Genomic DNA, 22,323 nt, shown 5'->3' with positions numbered 1-22,323 from the left:
GGACCAACCAAAGCTACCACTGCACAATCTGCAGGTAACTCAAACTATACGCGACTTTTCCGGAAGTGCCAGTTTTTATTTGTGTCGGTTTTGATGCGGTCCCGGGCGGGCGCGCCGCGGTTTCCCGTTTCCGCCGGCAAGCGCGGGCGGACGTCGGGGACGGGGCGGCGCGCCCCGGGCGCCTATGCCGGGGCGGTGGCCGCCGCCAGCTCCTTCACCAGGGCCTGCCGCGCGGCGGTGGCGGCGCCGGTGAGGGCGAAGCCGGCCAGCACGCCATCGCCGCGGAACTCCGCCCGCACGCCGTCGGGCCCGGCCTCCACCGACCAGGTTCCGGCGACACCCGGTGCCGGCGGCACCACCACCACCGGATGGGCGGGCGTCTTCACCACCACCGGCATCACCGGGTAGGCGAGGCGCTGCGGTCCCCCGTTGAGCACCGCCGCGAGCACCTTCGCCTGCTCCATCAGCGGCAGCACGTAGGGCAGTACCTGTCCGTCCACCTCGGCGCAGTCCCCCAGGGCATGGACATGGGGATCGCTGGTCCGCAGCGCGGCGTCCACCCGGATGCCCCGCTCCACGGCCAGGCCGGCGGCCCGCGCCAGGCCCGTCTCCGGCTGCAGGCCCACGGCGGAGAGCACGCGGTCGGCGGTGATCGTGCCGCCGTCGGCCAGGCTCACCCGGTAGCCGGCGTCTTCGCGCTCGACCCGTTCGGCCACGGTGCCGAGGCGCCACTCCACGCCCGCCGAGCCCAGGGCCGTCTGCAGGGCCTCGCCCGCCGCCGGCGGCAGCAGGCGGCCGAGCGGCCGGGGATCGGGGCCGATGACGGTCACCCGGCGGCCGCTGGCGAGCAGGTCGTTGGCGAACTCGCAGCCGATGAGGCCGGGGCCGATGATCGCCACGTGCGCGGCTCCCTGCAGCACGGCGTGGAAGCGGGCGTAGTCATCGAGGCTGTTCACCGCGAGCACCTCCCCGGCGCCGTCGCCGGCCAGGGGCGGGCGGATGGGCCGGGCGCCCAGCGCCAGCACCAGCCGGGAGTAGGCGACCTCGCCCCGCGCCGTGCGCAGCCGGCGGGCGGCGGTGTCGATGGCCTCCACCGGCGTGCGGGCCATGAGGGTGGCGCCGAGCTCGGCGGCCATCAGCTCGCCGGGCGTGGTCACCAGCTCCGCCGGCGCCTTGCCCCGCGCCAGGGCGTTGGAGAGCATGGGCTTGGAATAGAAGTGTCCGTCGTCCGCCGTGACCAGCACCAGGGGGGTGGTGCGGTCGAGCTTGCGGAACGCGCGGGCCAGGGTGTAACCGGCAAGGCCGGTGCCGACGATGACGAGCGGCTCCATGGTCTGCTCCTCGGTCAGGAATGGCGGCGGCCCCGGCCGGGGCCGCCGTCTGGTTTCAGATCTCGACCATCTCGAAGTCGGCCTTGGCCACGCCGCAGTCGGGACAGGCCCAGTCCTCCGGGATGTCCTCCCAGCGGGTGCCCGCGCTGATGCCTTCCTCGGGCATGCCCTCGGCCTCGTTGTAGATGAATCCGCACACGATGCACTGCCAGCTTTTCATGGTTGTCTCCCTGGTATCCGAATCGTTGTCTCTGAATGGTTGTGGGGCCGGGCTCAGCCGGTGACCCGGGCCAGCGCCGCGCGGTAGTGGTTGGCGTGGCGCTCCTCCACCTTGGCCAGGGCGGCGAAACGCTTGGCCGCCTTCTCCAGCACCGCCCTGAACTGTTGCGCGTGCTCGATGGACTCGGCGATCTGCTCGTCGAACTCGCGCACGGCGTCGGCCTGCTGCTCCTGCACGGCCGTGTGGCGGAAGGCGGGGTACATCTCGGTGTACTCGTGGGTTTCGCCCTCGATGGCCAGCTCCAGGCACTTCGCCGGGTCCAGGGTCTCCTTCGGGAACAGCAGGTCCATGTGGCCGAGGGCGTGCTGCACTTCCTGGGCGGCGGTGGCCTCGAAGGCCTGCGCCGTCTCCTCGTCGCCCCGGGCGCGGCAGATGCGGGCGAAGTAGAGGTACTTGATGTGGGCCATGGACTCGCCGGCGAAGGCGGCCTCGAGGTTCTGGATGGTCTTCAGTTCGTGGGGGTTGCTGCTGGCCATGGGTCTGTCCTCCGTCGGTTTCACTGGGCCGCTGTGGCGCGGTACGGGGACAGAATAGGGGGGCGGGAAAAATCTGTCTAAATGATTGTTATGATTATATCGATAGGTAAAGACAATAGTAAGAAGTGTAAAAAGCCGGGCCGGCGGAACACCGGCCCGGCGCAGTCAGTGCTCCCGCGCCTCCGCGCAGCGGATGCAGAGCTCCGCGGCGGGGTCGGCCTCCAAGCGGGCCGGTGCGATGGGTTCCCCGCAGTCGACGCAGAAGCCGTAGTCACCGCTGTCGCAGCGGGCCAGGGCCGTGGCGATGCGGCGCAGCTCCTGGTCGGCGCGGCGCTCCTGTTCCTGGGCCATGGCCTGGCCCAGGAGGGCGTCCATGCGCGACAGGCGCCCGGTGCGGCTCTGGTCGAGCTCGACGGTGGCCGCCTCCTCGTGCTGGGTGGCCTTGGTTTCCGACAGTTGCTCGCGTTCGGCCAGCAGCCGCCGGCGGTAGTGTTCGATGTCCAGTTCGCTCATGGTCTCGCTGCCGAGTCGGGTGGATACGGTGCTGTCCCGGTCATCACGGGACCAGTCTGGCATCCGGGACCGGGTGACGTCGAGGCCCCGGTGTCGGGAGGTCAGGCGGAGGGGTGCTGTCGGGCGGGCAGATGGAACACCATGAACACCGCGCCGGCGATGACGGCCATGCCCGCCAGGGCCTGCGGACCGAGGCGCTCGTCGAACAGCCACCACGCCTCGAGCGCGGTCACCGGCGGGACCAGGTAGAAGAGACTGGCGACCCGGGAGGCCGCGCCGTGGCGGATGAGCAGCAGCAGGAGTCCGATGGCGGCGATGGAGAGCACCAGGATCAGCCAGGCCAGCGCCAGCAGCAGCGGCAGGCCCCAGTCGGCGCGCAGCGACTCCAGCCACACCGCCAGCACGCCGAGAGCCGCGCCGCTGGCGGCGTACTGGATCACCGCCCCGCTCACCAGGTCCATGCCGGCGCAGAAGCGTTTCTGGTAGAGCGTTCCCCCGGTGATGGCGAACAGGGCCAGGAGGGCGAAGAGCAGGGCGTCGCCGCCGAAGCCAGCGAGGGTCTGCGCCGCCGTCCCCGGTGCCAGCCGGCCGGCCACCACCAGCGCCACCCCGCCGAAACCCGCCGCCAGCCCCAGCCACTGCAGCGGGCGCACCTGCTCCCCCAGCAGCGGCCCGGCGGCCGCGGCCGTCACCAGCGGCTGCAGTCCGACGATGAGCGCCACCATCCCGGCGGGCATGCCCGCGGCGATGGCGGCGAAGACCCCGCCCAGGTAGCCGGCGTGCAGGAGCAGGCCGGCCACGGCGATGTGTCCCGCCAGGGCCGGCCGCTGCGGCCACCGCGACCCGAGCATGCGGGCCAGCGGCAGCAGCAGCGCCACGGCCAGGACGAAGCGGTAGAAGAGCAGGGTGAAGGGGCCCGCGTGGGCCACCCCCGCCTTGGCGGCGATGAAGCCCGTGCTCCACAGGAGCACGAAGGCCACGGGGGCGAGGCGGATCCAGCGGGAGGTGGTGGTGCTGTCGGCTGTCACGGAGCGGCCCGGCGGAGGAACGGATGAAGTCTGGTCCGTGGAGCCGGCGTGTCAAGGCGATCAGGCCGCCCTGCTCTCAACGGCCGACGGTGCGAGGCGTCGGGCCAGGACCGAGACGCCGAAGTAGATGGCGGCGCTGAGCGTCCCGACGAGGGGAAATCCCCCCTCGCCGAGCAGCCGTGCCGCCAGGCCGCTGGCGAGGCTCATGCCGAGGTACATGGCCGTGCTGTTCAGGGCCAGCACGGTGGCGCGCTCGGTGCTCCGCAGGCCGGTCACCAGCGCCATCAGCGGTGCCGAGCCCAGGCCCACCAGGAAGGCCCAGACCGTATGCCCGAGGGCTGCCTGCAGCAGCCGTTCGTCCAGGTGGGCGAGGAGCAGTACGGCACCCCCGGCGCAGAGGGCGGCTAGTCCCAGGATCGGCCAGGGATTGAACTGGTCGGCAAGACGGCCGCCGAGGAGGTTGCCCACCACGCTGGCGCTGCCCGCCACCAGGATAACGAGGCCGATCCGGGTGGTGTCCAGCCCGAAGCGCAGGCTGTAGAGGACGCCCACGTTGGCGAACATTCCGTAGAGGGCGGCATACCACAGCAGGGTGGTGAGCAGGGCCCACCGTACCCTGCGGTCCGACAGCGTGACGGTCACGGTGTCGGTGAAGTGCCCGGAGGCGTCGGCGGCCGGAACTGCCGGCTCCAGGCGACCCGCCCGGCGTCCAACCAGAAACAGGGCCGTCAGTCCGGCCACGGCCACGCCGGCGAAGGTCCAGGGCCAGCGGGCCATGTCGGCCACCAGGCTGCCCACGGGCACGCCGAGGACCGTGGCGCTGATCATCGCACCGTAGACCACTCCGGTGGCACGCCCACGCCGCTCGGGCGGGACACTGTCACCGAGCAGTGCGAAAAGGGTCGGCGTGATGGCCGCCGCGCCGAGGCCGGCGAATCCGCGCAGCAGCAAGGCGGAGACGGCGTCGGGGGCGAATGCGAGGGCGGCGGTGGCGAGAGTGAACAGCACCAGCCCCGCCTGGAGGATCGGCACACGGCCGTGGCGATCGGAGAGGGGGCCGAAGAGGGGGGCGCCAAGGGCATAGGCGAGGCTGTAGGCGGTGACCAGCCAGCCGGCGTGGACGGGGAGCAGGCCGAGGTCGCCGGCCATGGCCGGCGCGAGCGGCACCACCACCAGGGCGTCGAGGCCGACGAGGAAGGCGCAGAGGGCGAAAAGAGGCAGCGGGTTCATGGCATTCTCCGGACTGATGAAATCCGGGAGCGATGCTGCATTTGTCTGTTGCGCATAAAAATAGGATGATCTGCAGTTCACCTTTGTTAATGTCGCAAAGATCATGGATCTCCTTTACGCCATGGGCTGTTTTGTCGCCACAGTGGACAGCGGCAGCTTCTCAGCCGCCGCACGGCGGCTCGACATGGCGCCATCCTCGGTGGCGCGGCAGGTGGATCAGCTCGAGTCGCGCCTGGGGGTGCGCCTGCTGGTGCGCAGCACCCGTCGCCTGCGGCTGACGGAGGCGGGGGAGCGTTACGTGGAGCGCGCGCGGCGCATCCTGGGGGAGGTGGATGAGGCGGGACAACTGGTGTCCGGACTCCAGGATGAGCCACGTGGAACGCTGCGCCTGGACGTGGTCTCCCCTTTCGGCCGCCGTTACGTCGCCCCGATGCTGGCGGCGTACCACCGCCGCTGCCCGGGCGTGCGGGTGGTGCTCAGTCTCAGCGATCGTCTCGTCGACCTGCACGCCGAACAGGTGGACCTGGCCATCCGGGTGGGGGTGCTGGAGGACTCCCGCCTGGTGGCGCGGCGAATCGCACCGAGCCGCCTGTGGGCGTGTGCCAGTCCCGCCTACCTCCAGGAGCGCGGCAGGCCGCGGTCGCCGGCGGAATTGGCGGGGCATGACTGTCTGGGATACGGGGATCTTCCCGGGCCTGTGAACTGGCGGGTGGGCGGGGAGCGGCTGGTGCTGGACGGGCCGCTGCTGAGCAACGACGTGGAGAGTCTTCTCGGTGCCGCCCGTGGCGGCCTGGGGCTGGTGAACCTGCCCGACTGGGTGGTGGCCGAGGATGTGCAGGCGGGGCGCCTGGAGGTGCTGTTCGAGGGAGAGGAAGAGGGGGCGGCGCTTTATGCACTCTATCCCGAGCGCCGCTTCCTGCCCGCCAAGGTGCGCAGCTTCATCGACTTCCTGGTCGAGCTTATCGGCGACCCGCCGGTGTGGCGCCGGGCTACTCCACCCTCACCGTCACCCGGCGCGGACGCCCGTTCGCCAGCAGCAGTCCGGCGGCGATGAGGCCGGTGGCGGCGAATACCGGGGCCGGGTAGCGCTCGCCGAGCAGCAGGGCACCGAGCAGCAGGGTGGCGGCGGTGATGACGTAGCCGAGCTGGCTGAGGTAGACCGGCCCGCCGATCCGCTGCAGGGTGAAGGTGCCGAGGATGGTGAGGGCGGACAGCAGCGCGATGCCGGGCAGGGCCCAGGCGGTCGCGGCGTGCTCCGCGGCGGGCCAGGCGATGGCGCCGGCGAGCAGGCCGGCCGCGCCCACCCCCAGCGCCTGGACCAGCAGGGTGCCCGCCGCCAGCGACAGCGCCGAGCTGCCCGCCGGCCAGGCCCGGGTGCGGTAGATGTTCGCCAGCGCCAGGGAGAGGGGGACCAGCAGCGCCAGCACCGCCCAGCCGAGGGCCCCCGCCCCGGGCAGCGCCAGGCGCGGCAGCAGGATGGCGGCCACGCCGGCCAGCCCCAGCAGCAACCCCGCCACCCGGGCCGGGCGCAGGGGCTCCATCCCCAGCAGCCGGGCCAGGACGAGGGTGAACAGCGTGGACAATGCCGTGAGCAGCGCCAGCAGTCCCGCCTGCAGGTGCAGCAGCACCCAGTAGGTCAGGGCGTAGGGGAGGGTCACCCCCAGCAGGCCGCTGAGCGCGTAGTAGCGCAGGTGGCGGCGGTCCGTCCGCGGGATGTCGCCGCGCAGGGCCGCCAGGGCGAGGATCAGCGCACCGCCGCCCGCCACCTGCCACAGCAGCGGCGTCAGGGGCGGCAGCCCCGCGGCGGCCGCCGCCTTGCCCAGCAGGAGCACGGCGGAGATCAGGATGCCGGTAACCAGCAGCAGGGAGAGGCGCTCCATGGCGATCACCCCCCGCCCAGCGCGTCGCGTCCGTGGGGCGCGCCGAAATCGGGGTCCGGGCCGACGGGCATCGCCCCGCCGGGGTTGAGCTCCGGGTGGCCCAGGTAGTAGTGCCGCTTCACCTGCGCCAGGTCCAGGGTGGCGGCGATGCCCGGCTGCTGGTAGAGCTCCCGGGTGTAGGCCCACAGCGCCGGGTAGTCGGTGAGCCGCCGCAGGTCGCAGCGGAAGAGCCCGTGGTAGACGGTGTCGAAGCGCGCCAGGGTGGTGAACAGGCGCCAGTCCGCCTCCGTGGGCCGTTCGCCCACCAGCCAGCGCTGCCGCGACAGCCGCTCCTCCAGCGCATCGAGGGCGCCGAACAGTCGCCGCACCGCCTCGTCACGGGCACCGCGGCTGCGGGCGAAGCCCGCCTGGTAGACGCCGTTGTTGATGTGCGCGTAGACGAAGCCGTTGACCGCGTCGATTTCACGGCGCAGGGGCGCGGGGTAGAGATCCGTGCCGGGCCGGGCCCAGGCCTCGAAGGCGCCGTTCAGCTGGCGCAGGATCTCGGCCGACTCGTTGTTGACCGGCCGCCCCGCCACCGTGTCCCAGAGCAGGGGCACGCTCACCACGCCGTCGTAGCCCGGTGCGGCGCGCTCGTAGAGATCGCGCAGGTGGCGCGCTCCGGTGACGGGATCGCCCGCGCCGGGAAAGCGCCAGCCGCGCGTGCCGGGGATCGGATCGGTCACCCCGACGCTCACTACCCGCTCCAGCCCCTTGATCACCCTGGCGATGAGGGTGCGGTGGGCCCAGGGGCAGGCCATCGAGACGTAGAGCCGGTAGCGGCCGGGTACCGCCGGAAAGCCGCTTGCGCCGTCGGCGCTCACCGCGTTGCGGAAGGCGCTCTCGGGGCGCACGAAGCGGCCGCTGTCGATGCTGGATGCCGTGTTGTCCATGGGTCTCTCCCGGTTTCAGGCCGCGGTGGCCAGCGGGTCCCTGGCGAGTCGCGCGGTGATCTCCGCCAGCCGCGCACCCAGCGCCTCCGCCTCCGCCTGCCGGCGGCCGTCCCGCAGCCGCCCGGTCGCGTCGAAGGCTTCGTGGGCGGCGGGCAGGGCCAGCTGCTCCGGCAGCACCAGCAGCCCCAGGTTGCCGAGGATGGCGCGGGCGTGGACCAGGCCCCGCAGCCCGCCGAGCCCGCCGGGGGAGGCGCTCAGCAGGGCGGCGGACTTGCCCCGGAACAGGCTCAGCGGGGCGGCGCCGCCGTGGCCCCGGGAGAGCCAGTCGAGGGTGTTCTTCAGCACCGCGGTCACCGAGCCGTTGTACTCGGGCGAGGCCAGCAGCAGCCCGTCGTGGGCCGCGAACAGCGCCCGCAGCCGGCGGCCGGGCTCGGGCAGCCCGCCGGCCGCTTCCAGGTCCTCGTCGAACAGCGGCAGGGGATAGTCCCGCAGCCGCACGACGGTCACCTCGGCGCCGGCCTGGCGCGCGCCGGCGGCGGCGTTCTCGAGCAGCAGGTGGTTCCAGGAACCGGCGCGGGTGCTGCCGGCGAGGGCGAGGATACGGGTCCGGGTTTTCATGCTGTCACCTCCGATGCGTGGTGTGTTCATCGACCTGGGTGACAGCGTAGTAGCAGCCGCGAATTAAATAATCTGGGATCTATCGAATAGACTGTTCATGAATGTTAACCAATAGACGGGGCGGTCCATGGACAAGCTGAACGATGTGGCGGTCTTCGTGCAGGTGGTCGGGTCCGGCAGCTTCACCGCCGCCGCCGAGGCGCTGGGGCTCTCCAAGGCGGTGGTGAGCAAGTACGTCTCCCGGCTGGAGGACCGGCTCGGGGCGCGGCTGCTCCACCGCACCACCCGGCGGCTGTCCCTCACGGAGGTGGGCGTGGCGTTCCACGACCGGGCCCGGCAGGCCCTGGAGGCCATCGACGAGGCGGAGCAGGAGGTGTCGCGGCTGCAGGGCGAACCGCGCGGCACCCTGCGTCTCAACGCGCCCATGTCCTTCGGCATCCTGCACATCGCCCCGGCACTGCCGGGATTGCTGGCGCGGCATCCCGGGCTGGAGGTGGAACTGAACCTGGACGACCGGCAGGTGGACCTGGTGGCGGGGGGGTATGACCTGGCGGTGCGCATCGCCGAGCTGCCCGACTCGACGCTGGTGGCGCGGCGCCTGGCGCCCTGCCGGCACGTGGTCTGCGCCGCGCCCGCCTACCTCGCGCGTCACGGCACGCCCGCCGTCCCGGAGGATCTGGCCGGTCACAACTGCCTGGCCTACCGCTACCAGGACAGCCCGCGGGAGTGGCGCTTCCGCACCCCCGACGGCCGCTACCTGGCGGTGCCGGTGCGGGGCGACCTGAACGCCAACAGCGGCCTGGCGCTGCGCGAGGCGGCCCTGGCGGGGCTGGGCGTCATCCTCACCCCCACTTTCACCGTGGGCGACGCACTGCGCGAGGGACGCCTGCGGGCGCTGCTGCCGGGCCATGCCACCCTGGAGACGGCCGTCTACGCCGTCTACCCGGAGCGGCGCCACCTCTCGCCCAAGGTGCACGCCTTCGTGGCCTACTTCGCCGAGCGGTTCGGGGCGGTCCCGCCCTGGGACCGCCCCGCCTGACGCGGGGCCGGGTGGCCCGGCCCTGATTCCCCGGTGCGGACTCCGGCCTCCTCCGCCACGTTCCGGGGGCCTTGCGGTGGCCTGGCCGCGACGGCCGCGCTTGCCGTCGCGGCCGCCTCGCTCGTTCCCGCCCCGGGATTCAGGCCGCGGCGAGCAGTCGTTCCAGCGCCGCCTGGTCCGGGCCGGCGAAGGCGGGCGCCGCGCGGGCGGCGTCGAGGTTTTCCAGCAGGGTCTCCGTCATGCCCTCCGCCGGCGGCAGGTGGCTGCCGAGGATCCGCGCCGGCTCCAGTGCCCGGACCGCCGCCAGGGTGCGTCCGAAGGCGCCGGCCTCGACCCGGTCCAGCCACGGCGCGTCCACCCGCGCCCAGCTCGCCATCCCGGTCCGCAGCGCCTGCGGCTCGATGGCGGCGGCGTTCTCCGCCGGGGCCTCCAGCAGCGCCCCGAAGCAGTCGGCGCTGAACAGGGTGCGGTTGCGGGTTTCGAGCAGCCCGGTGGTCTCCGGGGCGTCGAAGCAGGGGGGGCTGACCGCCTGCAGCATCCGATCCCCGATGTCCAGGGACTGGCCCGGGTTGAGCAGGTAGACCCGGTCCACAGGCAGGCCGGCCAGGTTCATCTTCGCCATGCCCAGGTAGGTGGTGACGATCCGGGCCGCGGGCGCCAGCTCGAGCACCGCCGCGAGGTTGCCGATGTGGTCCAGGTCGGTGTGGGTGATCCAGATCCAGCGCAGTGCGGCGGGGTCGATGCGCGCGCGCAGGTGCTCCAGGAACTCCGTGCGCTGGCTGGCCAGGCCGGTATCCACCAGCACCGGCTGCGGGGCATGGATGAGGAAGGCGTTGATCGCCAGCAGGCCGAAGCCGGGTATCGGCAGCCAGGTGCCGAGGCCGTCGATGTCGGGGGCCACGGCGCGTGGCGCGGTCATGCGGGGAGCGTTCATGGGGTGGTTCCTCTCTGGCGGTGGGTCCCGTTTTCACGGCGGTTATATGAGTGAACATGTGTGTTCATCGAAAAGGCTAGACGGGCGCCGGCCCGCTTGTCAAGAATTCGGTGAACATATATGCTCACCGAAATGAAGAGGCGCAAATACACCCTCCGCCAGCGGGCGGCGAAGCAGGACGAGACCCGGGCCCGGATCGTGGCGGCCGCCATGGCCCTGCACGAGGAGCTCGGCCCCGGCGCCACCACGGTGAGCGCCGTCGCCGGGCGGGCCGGCGTGCAGCGGCTGACCGTCTACCGCCACTTCCCCGACGATGCGAGCCTGTTCGAGGCCTGCACCAGCCACTGGCTGTCGCTCCATCCGCCGCCGGTCCCGGCGCAGTGGGAAGGCATTGCGGATGCGGATGCCCGTTGCCGGGCCGCGCTGGCGGACTTCTACTCCTATTACCGCCGTACCGCCGGCATGTGGCGGGCCGCCTACCGCGACCTGGCGCAGGTGCCGGCGCTGGCCGGACCCATGGACCGGGTCGAGGCCCACCTGGCCGGCGTGCGCGACGACCTGGTGGCGGCCTGGAAGCCGGCGCCCGCTGATCGGCAGGCGCTGGAGGCCACCACGGCGCTCGCCCTGCGCTTCACCACCTGGGACGAACTGCAGCGGCTGGGGCTGGACACCGACGCCATGGCGGCGCTCGCCGCCCGCTGGATGGCCTGCATCGGCGGCGGCTGATGCCGGACCGGCGAGGCATGGCGTGTTCCGGCCGCGACCCCCCGATCCCGGGGCGGGATTGATTTCCATCGGCGAACTTGGGCGCCGGTTGGCCTATGCTTCGTGCTGGGCATTCTCTGTGCAAGGAAAGAACCGGAATGAATTCCGACTCCAGTTCGGCGCGCGCGCTCTCCGTGGCCATCACCGGCTCCGGCGGCAGCGGCGCTGTCACCGCCGGCCTCATCCTCCTGGAGGCGGCGGCCCGGGCGGGCTGCTACGGACTCCTGACCCGCTCCTCCGGTCCCCAGATTCGCGGCGGCGAGTCGGCCGCCATGGTCCGCTTCGGCGGGCAGCCGCTGGGCTGCATGGGGGACCGGTTCGACCTCCTGGTGGGGCTCGACTGGCTCAACGTGAACCGTTTCGCCGACGAAATCCCCCTCGACGGGGAGGGCGTGATCCTCTTCGATCCCGGGGTGGGCGCGGTGCCCCCGGCGCTTGCCGGGAGCGGCGCGCGGCAGGTCCCGCTGCCGCTCAAGGAGCAGGCCGCGGCGATTGACGGCGGGCGGCTCAACATGGTCGCCCTCGGCGCGGTGGGCGCCATCTGCGGCCTGCCGCGGGAGGCGCTGGCGGCGGGGGTGGAGCGGGTGCTGGCCGACAAGGGCGGCAGCGTGCTGGAGGCCTCGCTGGCCTGTGTGGCGGCGGGCTACGCCCTGGCGCCGGAGCCGTTCGTGGCCCTGCCGGCGCCGGGCGGCGGCACGGAGGGGCGCTGGAACATCGGCGGCAACGAGGCCTGCGGGGTGGGCGCCCTGCGCGGCGGGGTGCGGTTCGTGGCCGCCTATCCCATCACCCCGGCCAGCGAGATGCTGGAGTGGCTGGCCCCGCGCCTGGAGCAGGTGGGCGGCTCGCTGCTGCAGGCGGAGGACGAGCTGGCCTCCGTCAACATGATCATCGGCGCCTCCTTCGGCGGGGTGCCGTCGCTGACCGCCACCTCGGGCCCCGGCCTCAGCCTGATGCTGGAGGGCCTGGGGCTGGCGGTGGCGAGCGAGATTCCGGCGGTGGTGGTGAACGTGATGCGCGGCGGTCCCTCCACCGGCATCCCCACCAAGTCCGAGCAGTCGGATCTCAACATCGCCCTCCACGGCATGCACGGCGATGCCCCGCACCTGGTGCTGGCGCCGCTGTCCATCCGCGACTGCGTCTTCACCACCCAGTGGGCGGTGGAGCTGGCCGAGCACCTGCAGACCGTGGCGCTGGTGCTCTCGGACCAGTCCCTGGGACAGTCGCGGGTGATTACCGAGGCGCCCGTGCGCACCCCCGCGCCCCTGGCGCGGCGGGTGGAGGAGGAGCCGGAGGAGGACTACCGGCGCTATGCCCTGACCGCCGACGGCGTCTCGCCCATGACCCTGCCGGGGGTGCCGGGCGGGATCTATACCGCCGACGGGCTGGAGCACAACGAGCGCGGCACCCCCTCGAGCCAGGCGGCCGATCACCAGGCGCAGCTGGACAAGCGCCTGCGCAAGCTGGAGGGATTCGACTACGGCCCGGCCTGGGCCGAGCTGCACGGCGCCGGTCCGCTGGCCATCGTCACCTGGGGCTCGACCGCCGGGGCCGTGCTGGAGGCCGCCGGGCGGCTGGAGGCCGGCGGAACGCCGGTGCGGATCATCGCCCTGCGCCTGCTGGCCCCGCTGCGAAGGGCGGCGCTGGCGGAGGCGCTGGCGGGCGCGGAAAGGGTGTGGGTGGTGGAGCAGAACCACGGCGCGCAGCTGTTCCGCTACCTGCACGCCGAGCAGGCGCTGCCGGCCGGCGCCCGTTCCCTCGCCCGCCCCGGACCGCTGCCCCTGCGGCCGGGCGAGATCGTCGCCGCCGTCACCGCCACGGCCTGAGGAGGAGAACATGATGACCGTTGCCGCCCTCAGGGCGAAGGACTACAAGTCGGACATCAAGCCGGTCTGGTGCCCGGGCTGCGGCGATTTCGCCGTGCTCTCGGCCCTGACCAAGGCGCTGGCCCACCTGGGGCTGCCCAAGGAGCGCGCCGCCCTCATCTCCGGCATCGGCTGCTCCTCGCGCCTGCCCGCCTACATCAATGCCTACGGGTTCCACGGCGTCCACGGCCGCGCCCTGGCCGCCGCCTCCGGGCTGAAGGCGGCCCGCCCCGACCTGGCCGTGCTGGCGGTGGGAGGCGACGGCGACGGCTTCTCCATCGGCGGCAACCACTTCCTCCACGCCTGCCGCCGCAACATGGACATGACCTACATCGTGATGGACAACGAGGTCTACGGCATGACCAAGGGCCAGGCCTCGCCCACCACCGGGCCCGACTGGATGGACAGCAAGATGACGCCCCACGGCCCCGGGGTGCGCCGCTTCCAGCCGGCCGCCATCGCCCTGGCCGCGGGGGCGGGCTTCATCGCCCGCGGCTTCTCCGGCGACCCCAGCGGCCTGACCCGCATCCTGGCGGCGGCCATCGAGTACCCGGGCTTCGCCTTCGTCCAGGTCCTGAGCCCGTGCCCCACCTTCCGTCCCGATCACCGCGACTGGAAGGAACAGGTGCACGGGCTCGAGGCGGAGCCCACCGGCAACGCCGTGGAGGCGGCCCGCATCCTCCAGGCCGACGATGGCATGACCACCGGCATTCTCTATGCCGAGGAGCTGCCCGTGTGGCAGCCGCGCAACCAAGCCAGCGCCTCGATCGCGGAGATCGAGGAGGAGTTCCGCCTATGAACGCAGAAACGGACCAGACCATCGCCACGGTGGGCGAACTGCTGGCCCACGCCCTGGAGCTGGAGCTGGAGTCGGCGGAGCGCTACCGCGAACTGGCCGACACCATGCAGGTGCACAACAACCCCGACGTGGCCAGCCTGTTCCACCGGCTGGCCAGCTACGGCGACGCCCATGCCCGCGAGGTGAAGCAGCGGGCGGCGGGGCTGGAGCTGCCCACCATCGCCCCGTGGGACTTCAAGTGGACCTGTCCCGACGCACCCGAATCGGCCTGCGCGGAGGACACCCACTACCTGATGAACCGCTGCCAGGCCCTGCAGCTGGCGCTGCACAACGAGACCCGCGGCCAGCTTTTCTACGCTGGGGTCGCCGAGAGCGCCCCGGATCCCGACGTGCGCTTCATCGCCGCCGAGATGGCCGCGGAGGAGGAGCAGCACGTGGCCATGCTGCAGGAGTGGCTGGCGCGGGAGCAGTGCCGGGCGGAGGAGCCGCCGGAGGATCTGGACCCGCCCAACGTGTCGGAGTAGGGGCGGGCGATGGCGGGCATCGGACAGGTCGAGCACGTGGTGGCCGTCGCCAGCGGCAAGGGCGGAGTGGGCAAGACCACCGTCGCCATCAACCTGGCCCTGGGTCTCGCGGCGCGGGGTTTCAGCGTCGGCCTGCTCGACGCCGACGTCTACGGCCCCAGCATCCCCCTTATGCTCGGCATCAGCACCGAGCCGGTGCGGGAGGGGGACGCCCTCGTTCCCGTCGAGAAGTTCGGCCTGCTGATCATGTCCATCGGGTTCCTGGTGGACGAGGCGCAGCCGGTCATCTGGCGCGGCCCCATGGTGTCACGGGCGGTGAAGGAGTTCCTGGACCAGGTGGCGTGGGGGCGGCTCGACTGCCTGGTGGTGGACCTGCCCCCGGGTACTGGGGATCCCTCCATCACCATCGCCAGGTCCATTCCCGCCGCGGAGGTGGTGATGGTGACCACGCCGCAGGCGGTGGCGGTGGCGGATGTGCGGCGCGCCATCCACCTGTTCCAGCGCCTGGGCAACCCGGTGACGGGCATCGTGGAGAACATGGCCGGCTTCCGCGCCGCCCCCGGGGCGGCGCCCATCGACATCTTCGGCGCCGGCGGCGGCGAGGCCCTGAGCCGGGAAACGGGTATCCCGCTGCTCGGCTCCATCCCCATCGAGCCCGAACTGCGGGCGGCGGGTGACGCGGGCGCGCCGATCCTGATCCGATCCCCGGACAATCCCGCCAGCCTCGCGTTCGGGCGCATCGCCGAGCAGGTGAAGCGCGGCTGGCATATCCGCCTCCAGTAGGGCGCGGACGTACGGCGCGAAGCCCCGGCCGGCCCGGTGGAAAATTGATAAATATCTGTCAGCCCAGGATATTTTGTTGAATAAACTTGTCCGGGCTCAATGATCCCTCCGGACTGTCGACCTTATCCTTTCCTACCGGCGGGCTGGCCATTGCCCCGGTTCGGCCCTGGGTTCTCCTCACCGGGTAGTGAACGTGAGACATTCCTGGTTACCTCTGCTGGCGCTGTGGTCCCTGCTCTTTGCCGGTCCCGCCCGTGCGCTGCCGCCGCTGCAGATCTACGTGGCGATCACGCCCCCGGGCGGCGTGCTGCGGCTCGATCCCGGAACCTATGGCGGGCCGGCGGTGATCGACAAGCCCATCACCATCGACGGCGGCGGCGAGGTTACCCTCGACGGCCAGGGCGAAGGCACGGTCCTCACCATCCGCTCCGACGGCGTCACCGTGAAGGGGATGCGCATCACCCACTCCGGCAACGGCTACGATGCGGTGGATGGCGGGGTGTGGGTGGAGGATTCCGACGGCGTGGTGCTCGAGGATCTCGTCATCGACGATGTGCTGCACGGCATCAGCCTGCAGCAGTCCGACAACGCGACGGTGCGCGGCAACCGCATCACCTCCAGGGACGTCGGCCTGAGCCTGCGGGGCGACGGCATCCGCCTCTGGAACAGCCACGACAACCTCATCGAGAACAACGAGGTGGTCCGGGTCCGTGACATCGTGCTGACCAACTCCTCCGGCAACCGCCTGATCGGCAACACCATCCGCGACGGGCGCATCGCCATCGAGTTCATCTATTCCCCGGAGAACAGCGCCGAGCACAACCTCATCAGCGGCAACATCACCGGCATCTTCTCGCTCTACTCCGACGATCTCTCCATCCGCGGCAACCGCATCCAGAATGTGCGCAAGGTGCCCGGCATCGCCCTGGCCTTCAAGGAGAGCTCCCAGGTGGTGGTGGAGGAAAACGAGATCCTGCACTGCGCCGTGGGCCTGGAGGCGAATTCGCCGGTGTATCCGGAGAATCTGCTCTACATCCGCCACAACCACTTCGCCTACAACGACATCGCCATGTACTTCTACGGCGAGAAGGGTGGCCATCTCATCCACGACAACCGTTTCGAGGAGAACTTTCTTCCCGTGGCGGTCACCGTCTTCAGCACGGTGCTCGACAACGATTGGCGCGGCAACTACTGGGACGACTACGAGGGGTTCGACCGGGATGATGACGGGATCGGCGACAAGCCCTACGAGGTCTATCTCTATGCCGACCGCATCTGGCTCGATCGGCCCATGATCCGCTTCTTCCGCCGCTCCCCGGTGCTGGAACTGGTCGACTTCATGGAACGGCTGGCGCCCTTTTCCGACCCGCCCATGATCCTGCGTGATCCGGCCCCGCGGGTCCGGTGATTTCCCCGCGGTCCGGACTCCCCCGCCGCCCGACCCGCGGGGTTCGTGGCCACCGGGTGCCCATGGATTCCCGCCGTTTAAGAAATATTTAGGGTTTTGTTAGCCATCATTTAGCAGTGCCCCGCCCCGTTTCCCCCTAAGCTCAAAGACTGCACATGGACGGTATCTGCCGGCTGCGGGAGCCTCACCGCCGGCCCAACGGTTGCATCCATAACAATATGCGGAGAGGAAGGATTGCCATGAGGATTCGGAATGTTGCCTGGGGCGGCCTGGTCACGGCCGCCCTGCTTTCGGGTGGGTGGGCGCAGGCCGCCGGAGACTCCGCCGCCGCGGTGGAGCGGGGCCGCTACGTGGTGTCCACCAGCGGCTGCAACGACTGTCACACCCGGGGTTACCCGGAATCGGGCGGCAAGGTGCCGCTGGAGGAGTGGCTCCGGGGCAATCCGGTGGGCTTCAGCGGCCCCTGGGGCACCACCTATCCGGCCAACCTGCGCCTCGTCGCCCAGTCCCTGGACGAGGCTCAGTGGCTGCAGGCGGCGCGGCGGGAGATGCGCCCCCCCATGCCCTGGTTCAGCCTGCGGGACATGAGCGATGAGGACCTGCGCGCCGTGTACGCCTTCATCCGCTCCCTGGGCGAGCCGGGCGAGGCCGCGCCGGAGTATGTCCCGCCGGGCGTGGCGGTCAACACCCCCTACATCGACTTCGTGCCCCGGAACCTGCCGAACCGGCAGGCGGCGCGCTGAGACCGGGGGCGGCCGGCAGGGAAAGCCAACCCCGCCGGAGCGGGGTTGGCCTGGTGACGCGGACGGGGTTCAGAGGGGGATGGTGGCGCCGATGTAGGCCGACTTGCTGGTCGTGCCCTCGCTGCCGTGGGCGAGACCGAAGCCCAGCAGCAGGCTGTAGGCCCGGCTGCGCTGCAGTTCCAGGCGGGCGCTGAGGCCCGCGCCCCGCTCGTCGAAGTCCAGCACGGAGGCGCTGGAGGGGTTCGATGAAGCGTCCAGGTAGTCCAGGTCGTCGTTGCCGCCGGTCAGGCGCTTGCTGAAGGTCGCATCCAGCGACGGCCTGAGCACCCAGCCGCCGCTGGCGTGGCTGCCGAAGTCGAGCCGGACGCCGAACAGGCCGTAGGCGGCCTCGCTGTCATGGTCGTCGTAGGTGTAGCCCCCGGCGCCGCGCTCGCGGTAGCCGTCGATGCCGTTCCAGGTGTAGCGCAACCCGGCGTAGGGCGAGGCCGTCACCCCGAACTCCAGGTCGCGGTGGGTGCCCACCCGCAGCTCGGCGAAGAGCTGATCGCTGTTGGTGCCGCCCCGGTGGCCGTCGCGGTTGGTGTCGAAGTCGCCGTAGGCGTAGCCGAGCGCCCCGTCGGCATACCAGCCCCCGGGGGCGTAGCGGCCGTAGACGGAGAGGCTGTAGATGTCCCCCTCGGCGCTGTTGCCGGCGAGGAGGGAGTCGCCCTGGAGGTTGTCGTAACCCAGGGCCACCCCGGCCATGAGGCTGTCCCCGAGGTGCTGGTCGTAGCCGGCGGTGAACTGCCAGCCGGAGCCGTCCAGGCCGTTGCCGTCGCCATCGGCGGAGCGCTGGAAATCGGCGTAGCGGGACTCCAGGAAGAAACCGGTGCCGGCCGGCGCCATGGTGCCGGCCGTGTCGCCGGCGTCGGTCCGGGTGCCGGTGTCCGCCGCCGCCAGCCGGATGGGTCCGTCCGCCAGGGCCAGGCGATCCGTCCCGCCGCCGGTGCTCTCGCGGCGCTGGTAGAGGGTGTCGAGCCGGTTGCGGGCACTGCCCTCCAGCAGCAGCGGCATGAAGGTCATGGGCATCCCGCCGCGGATGATGAGGAAGGCGTAGTTGATGAAGGCGTCGGTGCACACCGCGTTCGGATCGCTGTAGCGATCCATGCAGCTGTGGTCGAGCACATAGGCGGAGTAGGCGGTGCCGCTGCCGCCGGGATCGTCGTAGCCCGGGTTGCCGACGTCGAGCTTCCAGTCCTGGGGCTGGGGATTGTAGAGGTACTGGCTGTCGCCCCAGCCGTCGAGGTAGGCCAGGTAGTTGATGTCGGCGGGATCGGCGGAGACGGTGGAGATGGCGTAGTCCTCCGGGTTGCCGCCGTAGAGGAGGGCGGCGGCCTCCTGGGCCGAGTAGACCGGGGGATTGGTGCTCCATTGCGGGCCCTCGCCCACGTTCCAGGAACCCACGTACTCGTAGGAGGCCGCGTGGGCGTTCTGCAGCGCCCCGAAGGCCAGGGCGGCCGCGGATGCGGCGAAAGTCAGCTTGTTCATGTTGTTCCCTATTATTGTTGGCACACGGACGCAGGCGGGTGGCGCCGGCCCCGGCTCGTCATCCTTTTGCGGCACCCTCCTGGACGGTCGCCCTCCGGATTTGCCGCAACAACCGTGATTTTATTCCGGTCGGGTTCCGATTGACAGCAGGTCGGGACGGAAAGATGCCCGGCGAGGGTCCCGTCTGGGTGAAGCCGTCGCCGTGGCGGCTCAGCCGCTCTCCTCCAGCCGGATGGGCCGGTCCACCCGCAGCCGGAAGCGGCCGCGGCCGGTCTTTTCGATGCGCAGGAAGTCGCAGTGCTCCCGCAGGCGCTTCTGCAGCAGCACCAGCCGCGCCTCCAGGTTGTCGCTGATGTCGGGCAGGCCGATGGCGGGATCGAGGCGCAGCTCGCGGTTGCTGAACTCGGTGCGGTGCTCGCCGGTGAAATGGGTCAGCAGGCGCCAGAAGATGGCGCCGGCCACCCCCTTGATGAGGTAGTCGGCGTCGATGAAGACGCTGTGGTTGGCCGGGTAGTGGCGGATGACCACCGCCTGCCCCCGTCGGTCGGCCCCGGCGGGGGCGGCGGGGCCGGGCGCAGCGGGCTCCTCGGTGGTCTCCTGCAGCAGCCGCAAGGCCAGCGCCAGGTGATCGGCCAGGGTGGCCAGGGCATCCTCGTCCTCGTAGCTGAAGCGCCGCTCCCGCCCGCTCTCCACGTAGAGCACGCCGAGCACCGCCCCGCCCAGCAGGATGGGCACCGCCAGCTGGCTCTGGGGCGCGGGCAGGCCCGGGAAGGGTATCTCCGTTTCGAAGTCGGCTTCCGGCTCCTGCTGCAGCAGGGTCTCCCGCAGCGCCCGGCTGTAGGTGTAGGGGCCGGCGGGGTACATGATGCGGATGGGTGTGCGCTCCCGCGCCGCCACCCCGATGATGCCCGCGCCCAGGGGGATCTCCGAGCCGATGCCGGAGGCCGGGTAGCCCCGGCTGGCCACGGTGTAGAGCCGCCCGCGGACCGGGTCGGCCATGAGCACCATGGCGTGGCGGATCTCGAACTCGCGCTCCAGCCCGGCGAGCAGCGCCTCCAGCAGTCCGTCCAGGTCGGTGCAGGCGGCCAGCTCCCGTGAACAGGTGCGCAGCGACGGCAGGCGGCTGCGTACCGGCTGCGCGCAGGACGGCTGTCCCCCACCCACCGCCTCGATGGATTCGACCCGGTAGATGTCCGCCCCCAGCAGCCGGAACACCTTGCCCATGCCCGTGTGGGAGGCGATGCCGGCGAGCTTCGCCTTCATGTGCTCGAACAGCGGTCCGGCCGTCTCCGTGCGCAGGTAGTGCAGGGTGAGGCGGTAGTGCGCGGCAGTGTCCGGATCCACCACCTGCACCACGGCCCGGGGATTGGCGAGGATGTTCTCGCGGGTCTTGCTGAAGAACTGGAACGAAAGCGCCACGTGGCCGCCGTCCACGTAGTGAACCTGGGAGAGATAGGCGACATTCGGCTCGCCGCCGGGTGCGCTGGTGGCGATGACGGCGGGTATCACCCCCTCCAGGCAGCCGCGGATGGCGTCCAGGGTCAGGCTCATTCCCGGCGCTCCATCCGCCGGCCGGCATGGGGCCCGGGGGTCTGGTCGTAGAGGGTCTCGGGTGCGAAGCCGACCGCCACCCACTCCGTGTCCGCCGGCGGCACCATCGCCCGGGCGAACCCGGGCGGGTAGCCGAGGGAGGCCAGCTCCTCGATGAACGAGATCCGGTAGGCGTCCACCACCGCCCGGTCCGCGGCGGAAGCAGGCGCCGACCCCGTGCAGCGACCCTTGAGCTGGATGGTCACATGGGTGCTGGGCCGGCTGAAGACCACCGCCAGCGTCCCGGTTTCAGCCAGGCAGGCGAGCAGGGCCGGGCAGTGCCCGGCCGGGAACAGCAGGGTCAGTTCGCGCCGATCCGGCGCCACGCGGCAACCGTAGGCGCGCGCCACCGTGGGCCGGTTGTCCCGGTCCCGGGCGGCCGCGTTCATGGAGACGTGGTGCTGGATGAAGTCCGCCAGCCCGGCGTCCAGCACCGGTCCGGGCGCGGCGTCAGCGGACATGACCGCCCCCCGGGAGTGCCGGACCGGTGGCGCCGTTGCGCTGGAGCGGGGAGTGCCTGGTTTCCATCACTGTCCGTGTTGCCGTGTTGCCGGGATTCCGGGCGGTTGCGCCGGGTGTCATGGTACTAGCCTAGTGTACTGCTGCACCCTTGGAGGTACTTTCAGAGCCGCCCCGGAAGCGCCAGGATGCCGCGTCCCGGCTTGCCCGCATGGGCTACCCCCGTCATGCTTGACTAATATGGTAGGGAACAATGGACGTCCGGGGAACTCCGATAGGGATGAGGCTACGCAAGGGCCGGCCTGCCGCCGGCGCCCACCGATCCGACAGCCAGAGGAGGGGGCCGTGATGAATGACGACCCGAACACGACCATCCGCATCACCCTCGCCGCCATCGCCCTGGGCCTCGCGCTGGCGTTCGCCGGCGCCCTGGTCTCGGTGGCGGGCGACTACTACCGGCTCGACGTCCCGGTACTGCTGGCGGGGGTGCTGCCCTACGCCGTGCTGGGCATGCTGGCCGGGCTCATGGCCGGGCGCGCCCTGGGCGCCGTCGCCGCCGGGGTGTTTTTCATCCACCTGGCCGCCGTACTCATGACGGACCCCGGGACCGGCGCCCGTGCCGCCGTCCCCCTGCTGCTGGTGCTGGTTCCCCTCGTTCTCCTTCCCGGCGTCATTCAGAGCATCCGCGCCGGCGCGTCCCCGTCCGCCGGAGGTGAGTCATGAGCGCCGAGACCCTGAACGCGCGCAAACCGCTCTCCGGAGGGAACGCCGACCAGCCCCGGGTGGACCTGAGCGAGCCGCTGGACTGGCTGACCGCGGGCTTCGGCACCTTCCGGGCCGCCCCCGGCGCGAGCCTGTTCTACGGAGTCCTGTTCTCCCTGGCCTGCCTGGCGGTGCTCGGACTGGCGCGGGAACTGCCAGGTTTCGCGGTCGCCTTCCTCAGCGGGCTGCTCCTGGTGGGGCAGTTCCTGGCGGCCGGCCTCTACACCGCCGCCCGGCAGCTGGAGCGGGGGAATACGGTATCCATCGCCGCGGGGGTGGGCCTGCTGCTGCGGCGCCGGGTTCACCTGGGGCTGTTCGCGGTGGTGCTGGCCCTGATCATGCTGGCCTGGCTGCGCCTCTCGGCGCTGCTGTACGACTTGCAGACCGGCGCGGCGCCGCCCTCCATGGAGAGCTACCTGGGCCTGTTCCACGGCGGCGGCGATCCCTGGGTGGTGCTCTACTTCACCGGTATCGGCTTCCTGCTGGCGGTGACCGTATTCTGCATCAGCGCGGTGGCCATCCCCCTGATCGTCGACCGCGACGCGAGCCCCCTGGCCGCCGTGCGCGCCAGTGCCCGCGTGGTGGCCCGGAACCTGCCCGCCATGACCATCTGGGCGGCCTTCATCGTCGCCCTCACGGGTATCGGCATCCTCACCTTCTTCGTCGCCATGGTGGTGCTGTTCCCCGTGCTCGGCTACGCCACCTGGCACAGCTACCGCGGCCTGGTGGAGCGGGAGTGACGCCTGACCCCGCGCCCGCTCCGCGGACTGGCCCATATGCCGGCGGCGCTCCACCTATACTCAGGGTGTACGGTCTGAAAAGCGGCGCCGGTGGCTGAAA

At 71.3% G+C, this 22,323-nt stretch carries 24 protein-coding genes; 11 read left to right on the top strand and 13 right to left on the bottom strand.

Annotation, left to right across the window (positions count from 1 at the left end; all coding sequences use genetic code 11):
* Positions 1-182: 182 nt before the first annotated feature.
* The 6 genes from DFQ59_RS09110 to DFQ59_RS09085 all read right to left on the bottom strand — a co-directional run bounded on the left by DFQ59_RS09110 (position 183) and on the right by DFQ59_RS09085 (position 4,858).
* Positions 183-1,331, bottom strand: a complete 1,149-nt coding sequence (locus DFQ59_RS09110) for an NAD(P)/FAD-dependent oxidoreductase (protein WP_114279383.1) — start codon at positions 1,329-1,331, stop codon at positions 183-185.
* A 55-nt stretch (positions 1,332-1,386) separates the two neighbouring features.
* Positions 1,387-1,551 (bottom strand): rubredoxin, encoded by a 165-nt coding sequence (locus DFQ59_RS09105; RefSeq protein WP_114279382.1) that lies wholly within the window; start codon positions 1,549-1,551, stop codon positions 1,387-1,389.
* Between the two features lie 53 nt (positions 1,552-1,604).
* On the bottom strand, positions 1,605-2,087 hold the full coding sequence (locus tag DFQ59_RS09100) for a rubrerythrin family protein (RefSeq protein ID WP_114279381.1): 483 nt from the start codon (positions 2,085-2,087) through the stop codon (positions 1,605-1,607).
* Positions 2,088-2,252: 165 nt separating this feature from the next.
* Complete coding sequence (locus DFQ59_RS09095) at positions 2,253-2,600, bottom strand: TraR/DksA family transcriptional regulator (protein WP_114279380.1); 348 nt, start codon at positions 2,598-2,600, stop codon at positions 2,253-2,255.
* A 101-nt stretch (positions 2,601-2,701) separates the two neighbouring features.
* Positions 2,702-3,628 carry a DMT family transporter gene (locus DFQ59_RS09090; RefSeq protein WP_114279379.1) on the bottom strand — a complete coding sequence of 309 codons (927 nt, stop codon included), beginning with the start codon at positions 3,626-3,628 and terminating at the stop codon, positions 2,702-2,704.
* Between the two features lie 60 nt (positions 3,629-3,688).
* On the bottom strand, positions 3,689-4,858 hold the full coding sequence (locus tag DFQ59_RS09085) for an MFS transporter (protein WP_170142102.1): 1,170 nt from the start codon (positions 4,856-4,858) through the stop codon (positions 3,689-3,691).
* Positions 4,859-4,961: 103 nt separating this feature from the next.
* On the opposite strand from DFQ59_RS09085, the gene DFQ59_RS09080 reads away from it, so the two are divergent.
* Positions 4,962-5,912, top strand: coding sequence for a LysR family transcriptional regulator (locus DFQ59_RS09080; protein ID WP_114279377.1), 951 nt, complete (start codon positions 4,962-4,964; stop codon positions 5,910-5,912).
* Here the strand turns inward: DFQ59_RS09080 and DFQ59_RS20500 are convergent.
* The 3 genes from DFQ59_RS20500 to DFQ59_RS09065 are packed head-to-tail and all read right to left on the bottom strand — an operon-like array spanning position 5,848 to position 8,288.
* Positions 5,848-6,738, bottom strand: coding sequence for an EamA family transporter (locus DFQ59_RS20500; protein ID WP_147275208.1), 891 nt, complete (start codon positions 6,736-6,738; stop codon positions 5,848-5,850). The two genes, DFQ59_RS09080 and DFQ59_RS20500, sit on opposite strands and share 65 nt — an antisense overlap.
* 5 nt (positions 6,739-6,743) lie before the next feature.
* A complete protein-coding gene (locus DFQ59_RS09070; protein WP_114279375.1) occupies positions 6,744-7,670 on the bottom strand; it encodes a glutathione S-transferase family protein in 927 nt (308 codons plus the stop codon).
* A gap of 15 nt (positions 7,671-7,685) precedes the next feature.
* Positions 7,686-8,288: an NADPH-dependent FMN reductase gene (locus DFQ59_RS09065; RefSeq protein WP_114279374.1), complete on the bottom strand. Its 603-nt coding sequence runs from the start codon at positions 8,286-8,288 to the stop codon at positions 7,686-7,688.
* Positions 8,289-8,415: 127 nt separating this feature from the next.
* On the opposite strand from DFQ59_RS09065, the gene DFQ59_RS09060 reads away from it, so the two are divergent.
* Positions 8,416-9,327: a LysR family transcriptional regulator gene (locus tag DFQ59_RS09060; protein WP_114279373.1), complete on the top strand. Its 912-nt coding sequence runs from the start codon at positions 8,416-8,418 to the stop codon at positions 9,325-9,327.
* A gap of 139 nt (positions 9,328-9,466) precedes the next feature.
* Here DFQ59_RS09060 and DFQ59_RS09055 read toward each other — a convergent pair whose 3' ends face one another.
* On the bottom strand, positions 9,467-10,261 hold the full coding sequence (locus DFQ59_RS09055) for an MBL fold metallo-hydrolase (RefSeq protein ID WP_114279372.1): 795 nt from the start codon (positions 10,259-10,261) through the stop codon (positions 9,467-9,469).
* A gap of 120 nt (positions 10,262-10,381) precedes the next feature.
* Here DFQ59_RS09055 and DFQ59_RS09050 point away from each other — a divergent pair, with 120 nt between their 5' ends.
* The 7 genes from DFQ59_RS09050 (at position 10,382) to DFQ59_RS09020 (ending at position 17,145) form a co-directional block, all read left to right on the top strand.
* The gene (locus DFQ59_RS09050) at positions 10,382-10,987 is read left to right on the top strand and encodes a TetR/AcrR family transcriptional regulator (RefSeq protein WP_114279371.1); all 606 of its coding nucleotides are present in this window, start codon (positions 10,382-10,384) and stop codon (positions 10,985-10,987) included.
* 137 nt (positions 10,988-11,124) lie between these two features.
* Positions 11,125-12,849, top strand: coding sequence for a 2-oxoacid:acceptor oxidoreductase subunit alpha (locus DFQ59_RS09045; RefSeq protein WP_114279370.1), 1,725 nt, complete (start codon positions 11,125-11,127; stop codon positions 12,847-12,849).
* Between the two features lie 13 nt (positions 12,850-12,862).
* Positions 12,863-13,687, top strand: a complete 825-nt coding sequence (locus DFQ59_RS09040) for a 2-oxoacid:ferredoxin oxidoreductase subunit beta (RefSeq protein ID WP_114279549.1) — start codon at positions 12,863-12,865, stop codon at positions 13,685-13,687.
* Positions 13,684-14,211: a ferritin-like domain-containing protein gene (locus DFQ59_RS09035; RefSeq protein ID WP_114279369.1), complete on the top strand. Its 528-nt coding sequence runs from the start codon at positions 13,684-13,686 to the stop codon at positions 14,209-14,211. Before DFQ59_RS09040 ends, DFQ59_RS09035 begins: the two co-directional genes overlap by 4 nt.
* 9 nt (positions 14,212-14,220) lie before the next feature.
* Positions 14,221-14,994 (top strand): Mrp/NBP35 family ATP-binding protein, encoded by a 774-nt coding sequence (locus DFQ59_RS09030; protein WP_114279368.1) that lies wholly within the window; start codon positions 14,221-14,223, stop codon positions 14,992-14,994.
* A gap of 193 nt (positions 14,995-15,187) precedes the next feature.
* Positions 15,188-16,402 carry a nitrous oxide reductase family maturation protein NosD gene (gene nosD / locus DFQ59_RS09025; RefSeq protein WP_114279367.1) on the top strand — a complete coding sequence of 405 codons (1,215 nt, stop codon included), beginning with the start codon at positions 15,188-15,190 and terminating at the stop codon, positions 16,400-16,402.
* Positions 16,403-16,641: 239 nt separating this feature from the next.
* Positions 16,642-17,145, top strand: a complete 504-nt coding sequence (locus DFQ59_RS09020; RefSeq protein WP_114279366.1) for a c-type cytochrome — start codon at positions 16,642-16,644, stop codon at positions 17,143-17,145.
* Positions 17,146-17,214: 69 nt separating this feature from the next.
* On the opposite strand, the gene DFQ59_RS09015 is transcribed toward DFQ59_RS09020, so the two are convergent.
* From DFQ59_RS09015 to DFQ59_RS09005, 3 genes are all read right to left on the bottom strand, one after another.
* Positions 17,215-18,672 (bottom strand): autotransporter outer membrane beta-barrel domain-containing protein, encoded by a 1,458-nt coding sequence (locus DFQ59_RS09015; RefSeq protein ID WP_114279365.1) that lies wholly within the window; start codon positions 18,670-18,672, stop codon positions 17,215-17,217.
* A gap of 210 nt (positions 18,673-18,882) precedes the next feature.
* Positions 18,883-20,223 (bottom strand): GAF domain-containing protein, encoded by a 1,341-nt coding sequence (locus DFQ59_RS09010; protein ID WP_114279364.1) that lies wholly within the window; start codon positions 20,221-20,223, stop codon positions 18,883-18,885.
* Complete coding sequence (locus DFQ59_RS09005; RefSeq protein WP_114279363.1) at positions 20,220-20,723, bottom strand: hypothetical protein; 504 nt, start codon at positions 20,721-20,723, stop codon at positions 20,220-20,222. Before DFQ59_RS09005 ends, DFQ59_RS09010 begins: the two co-directional genes overlap by 4 nt.
* Positions 20,724-21,069: 346 nt before the next feature.
* On the opposite strand from DFQ59_RS09005, the gene DFQ59_RS09000 reads away from it, so the two are divergent.
* Both DFQ59_RS09000 and DFQ59_RS08995 read left to right on the top strand, forming a co-directional pair.
* The gene (locus DFQ59_RS09000) at positions 21,070-21,444 is read left to right on the top strand and encodes a hypothetical protein (protein WP_114279362.1); all 375 of its coding nucleotides are present in this window, start codon (positions 21,070-21,072) and stop codon (positions 21,442-21,444) included.
* Positions 21,441-22,223, top strand: a complete 783-nt coding sequence (locus tag DFQ59_RS08995; RefSeq protein WP_114279361.1) for a DUF2189 domain-containing protein — start codon at positions 21,441-21,443, stop codon at positions 22,221-22,223. The genes DFQ59_RS09000 and DFQ59_RS08995 overlap by 4 nt, the downstream gene beginning before the upstream one ends.
* Positions 22,224-22,323: the final 100 nt, after the last annotated feature.

The sequence above is a fragment of the Thioalbus denitrificans genome (assembly GCF_003337735.1).
GTDB classification, from domain to species: Bacteria; Pseudomonadota; Gammaproteobacteria; order DSM-26407; family DSM-26407; genus Thioalbus; species Thioalbus denitrificans.
The sequence above is the reverse complement of the archived record's forward strand: the minus strand, read 5'-3'. Positions and strand labels throughout refer to the sequence as shown.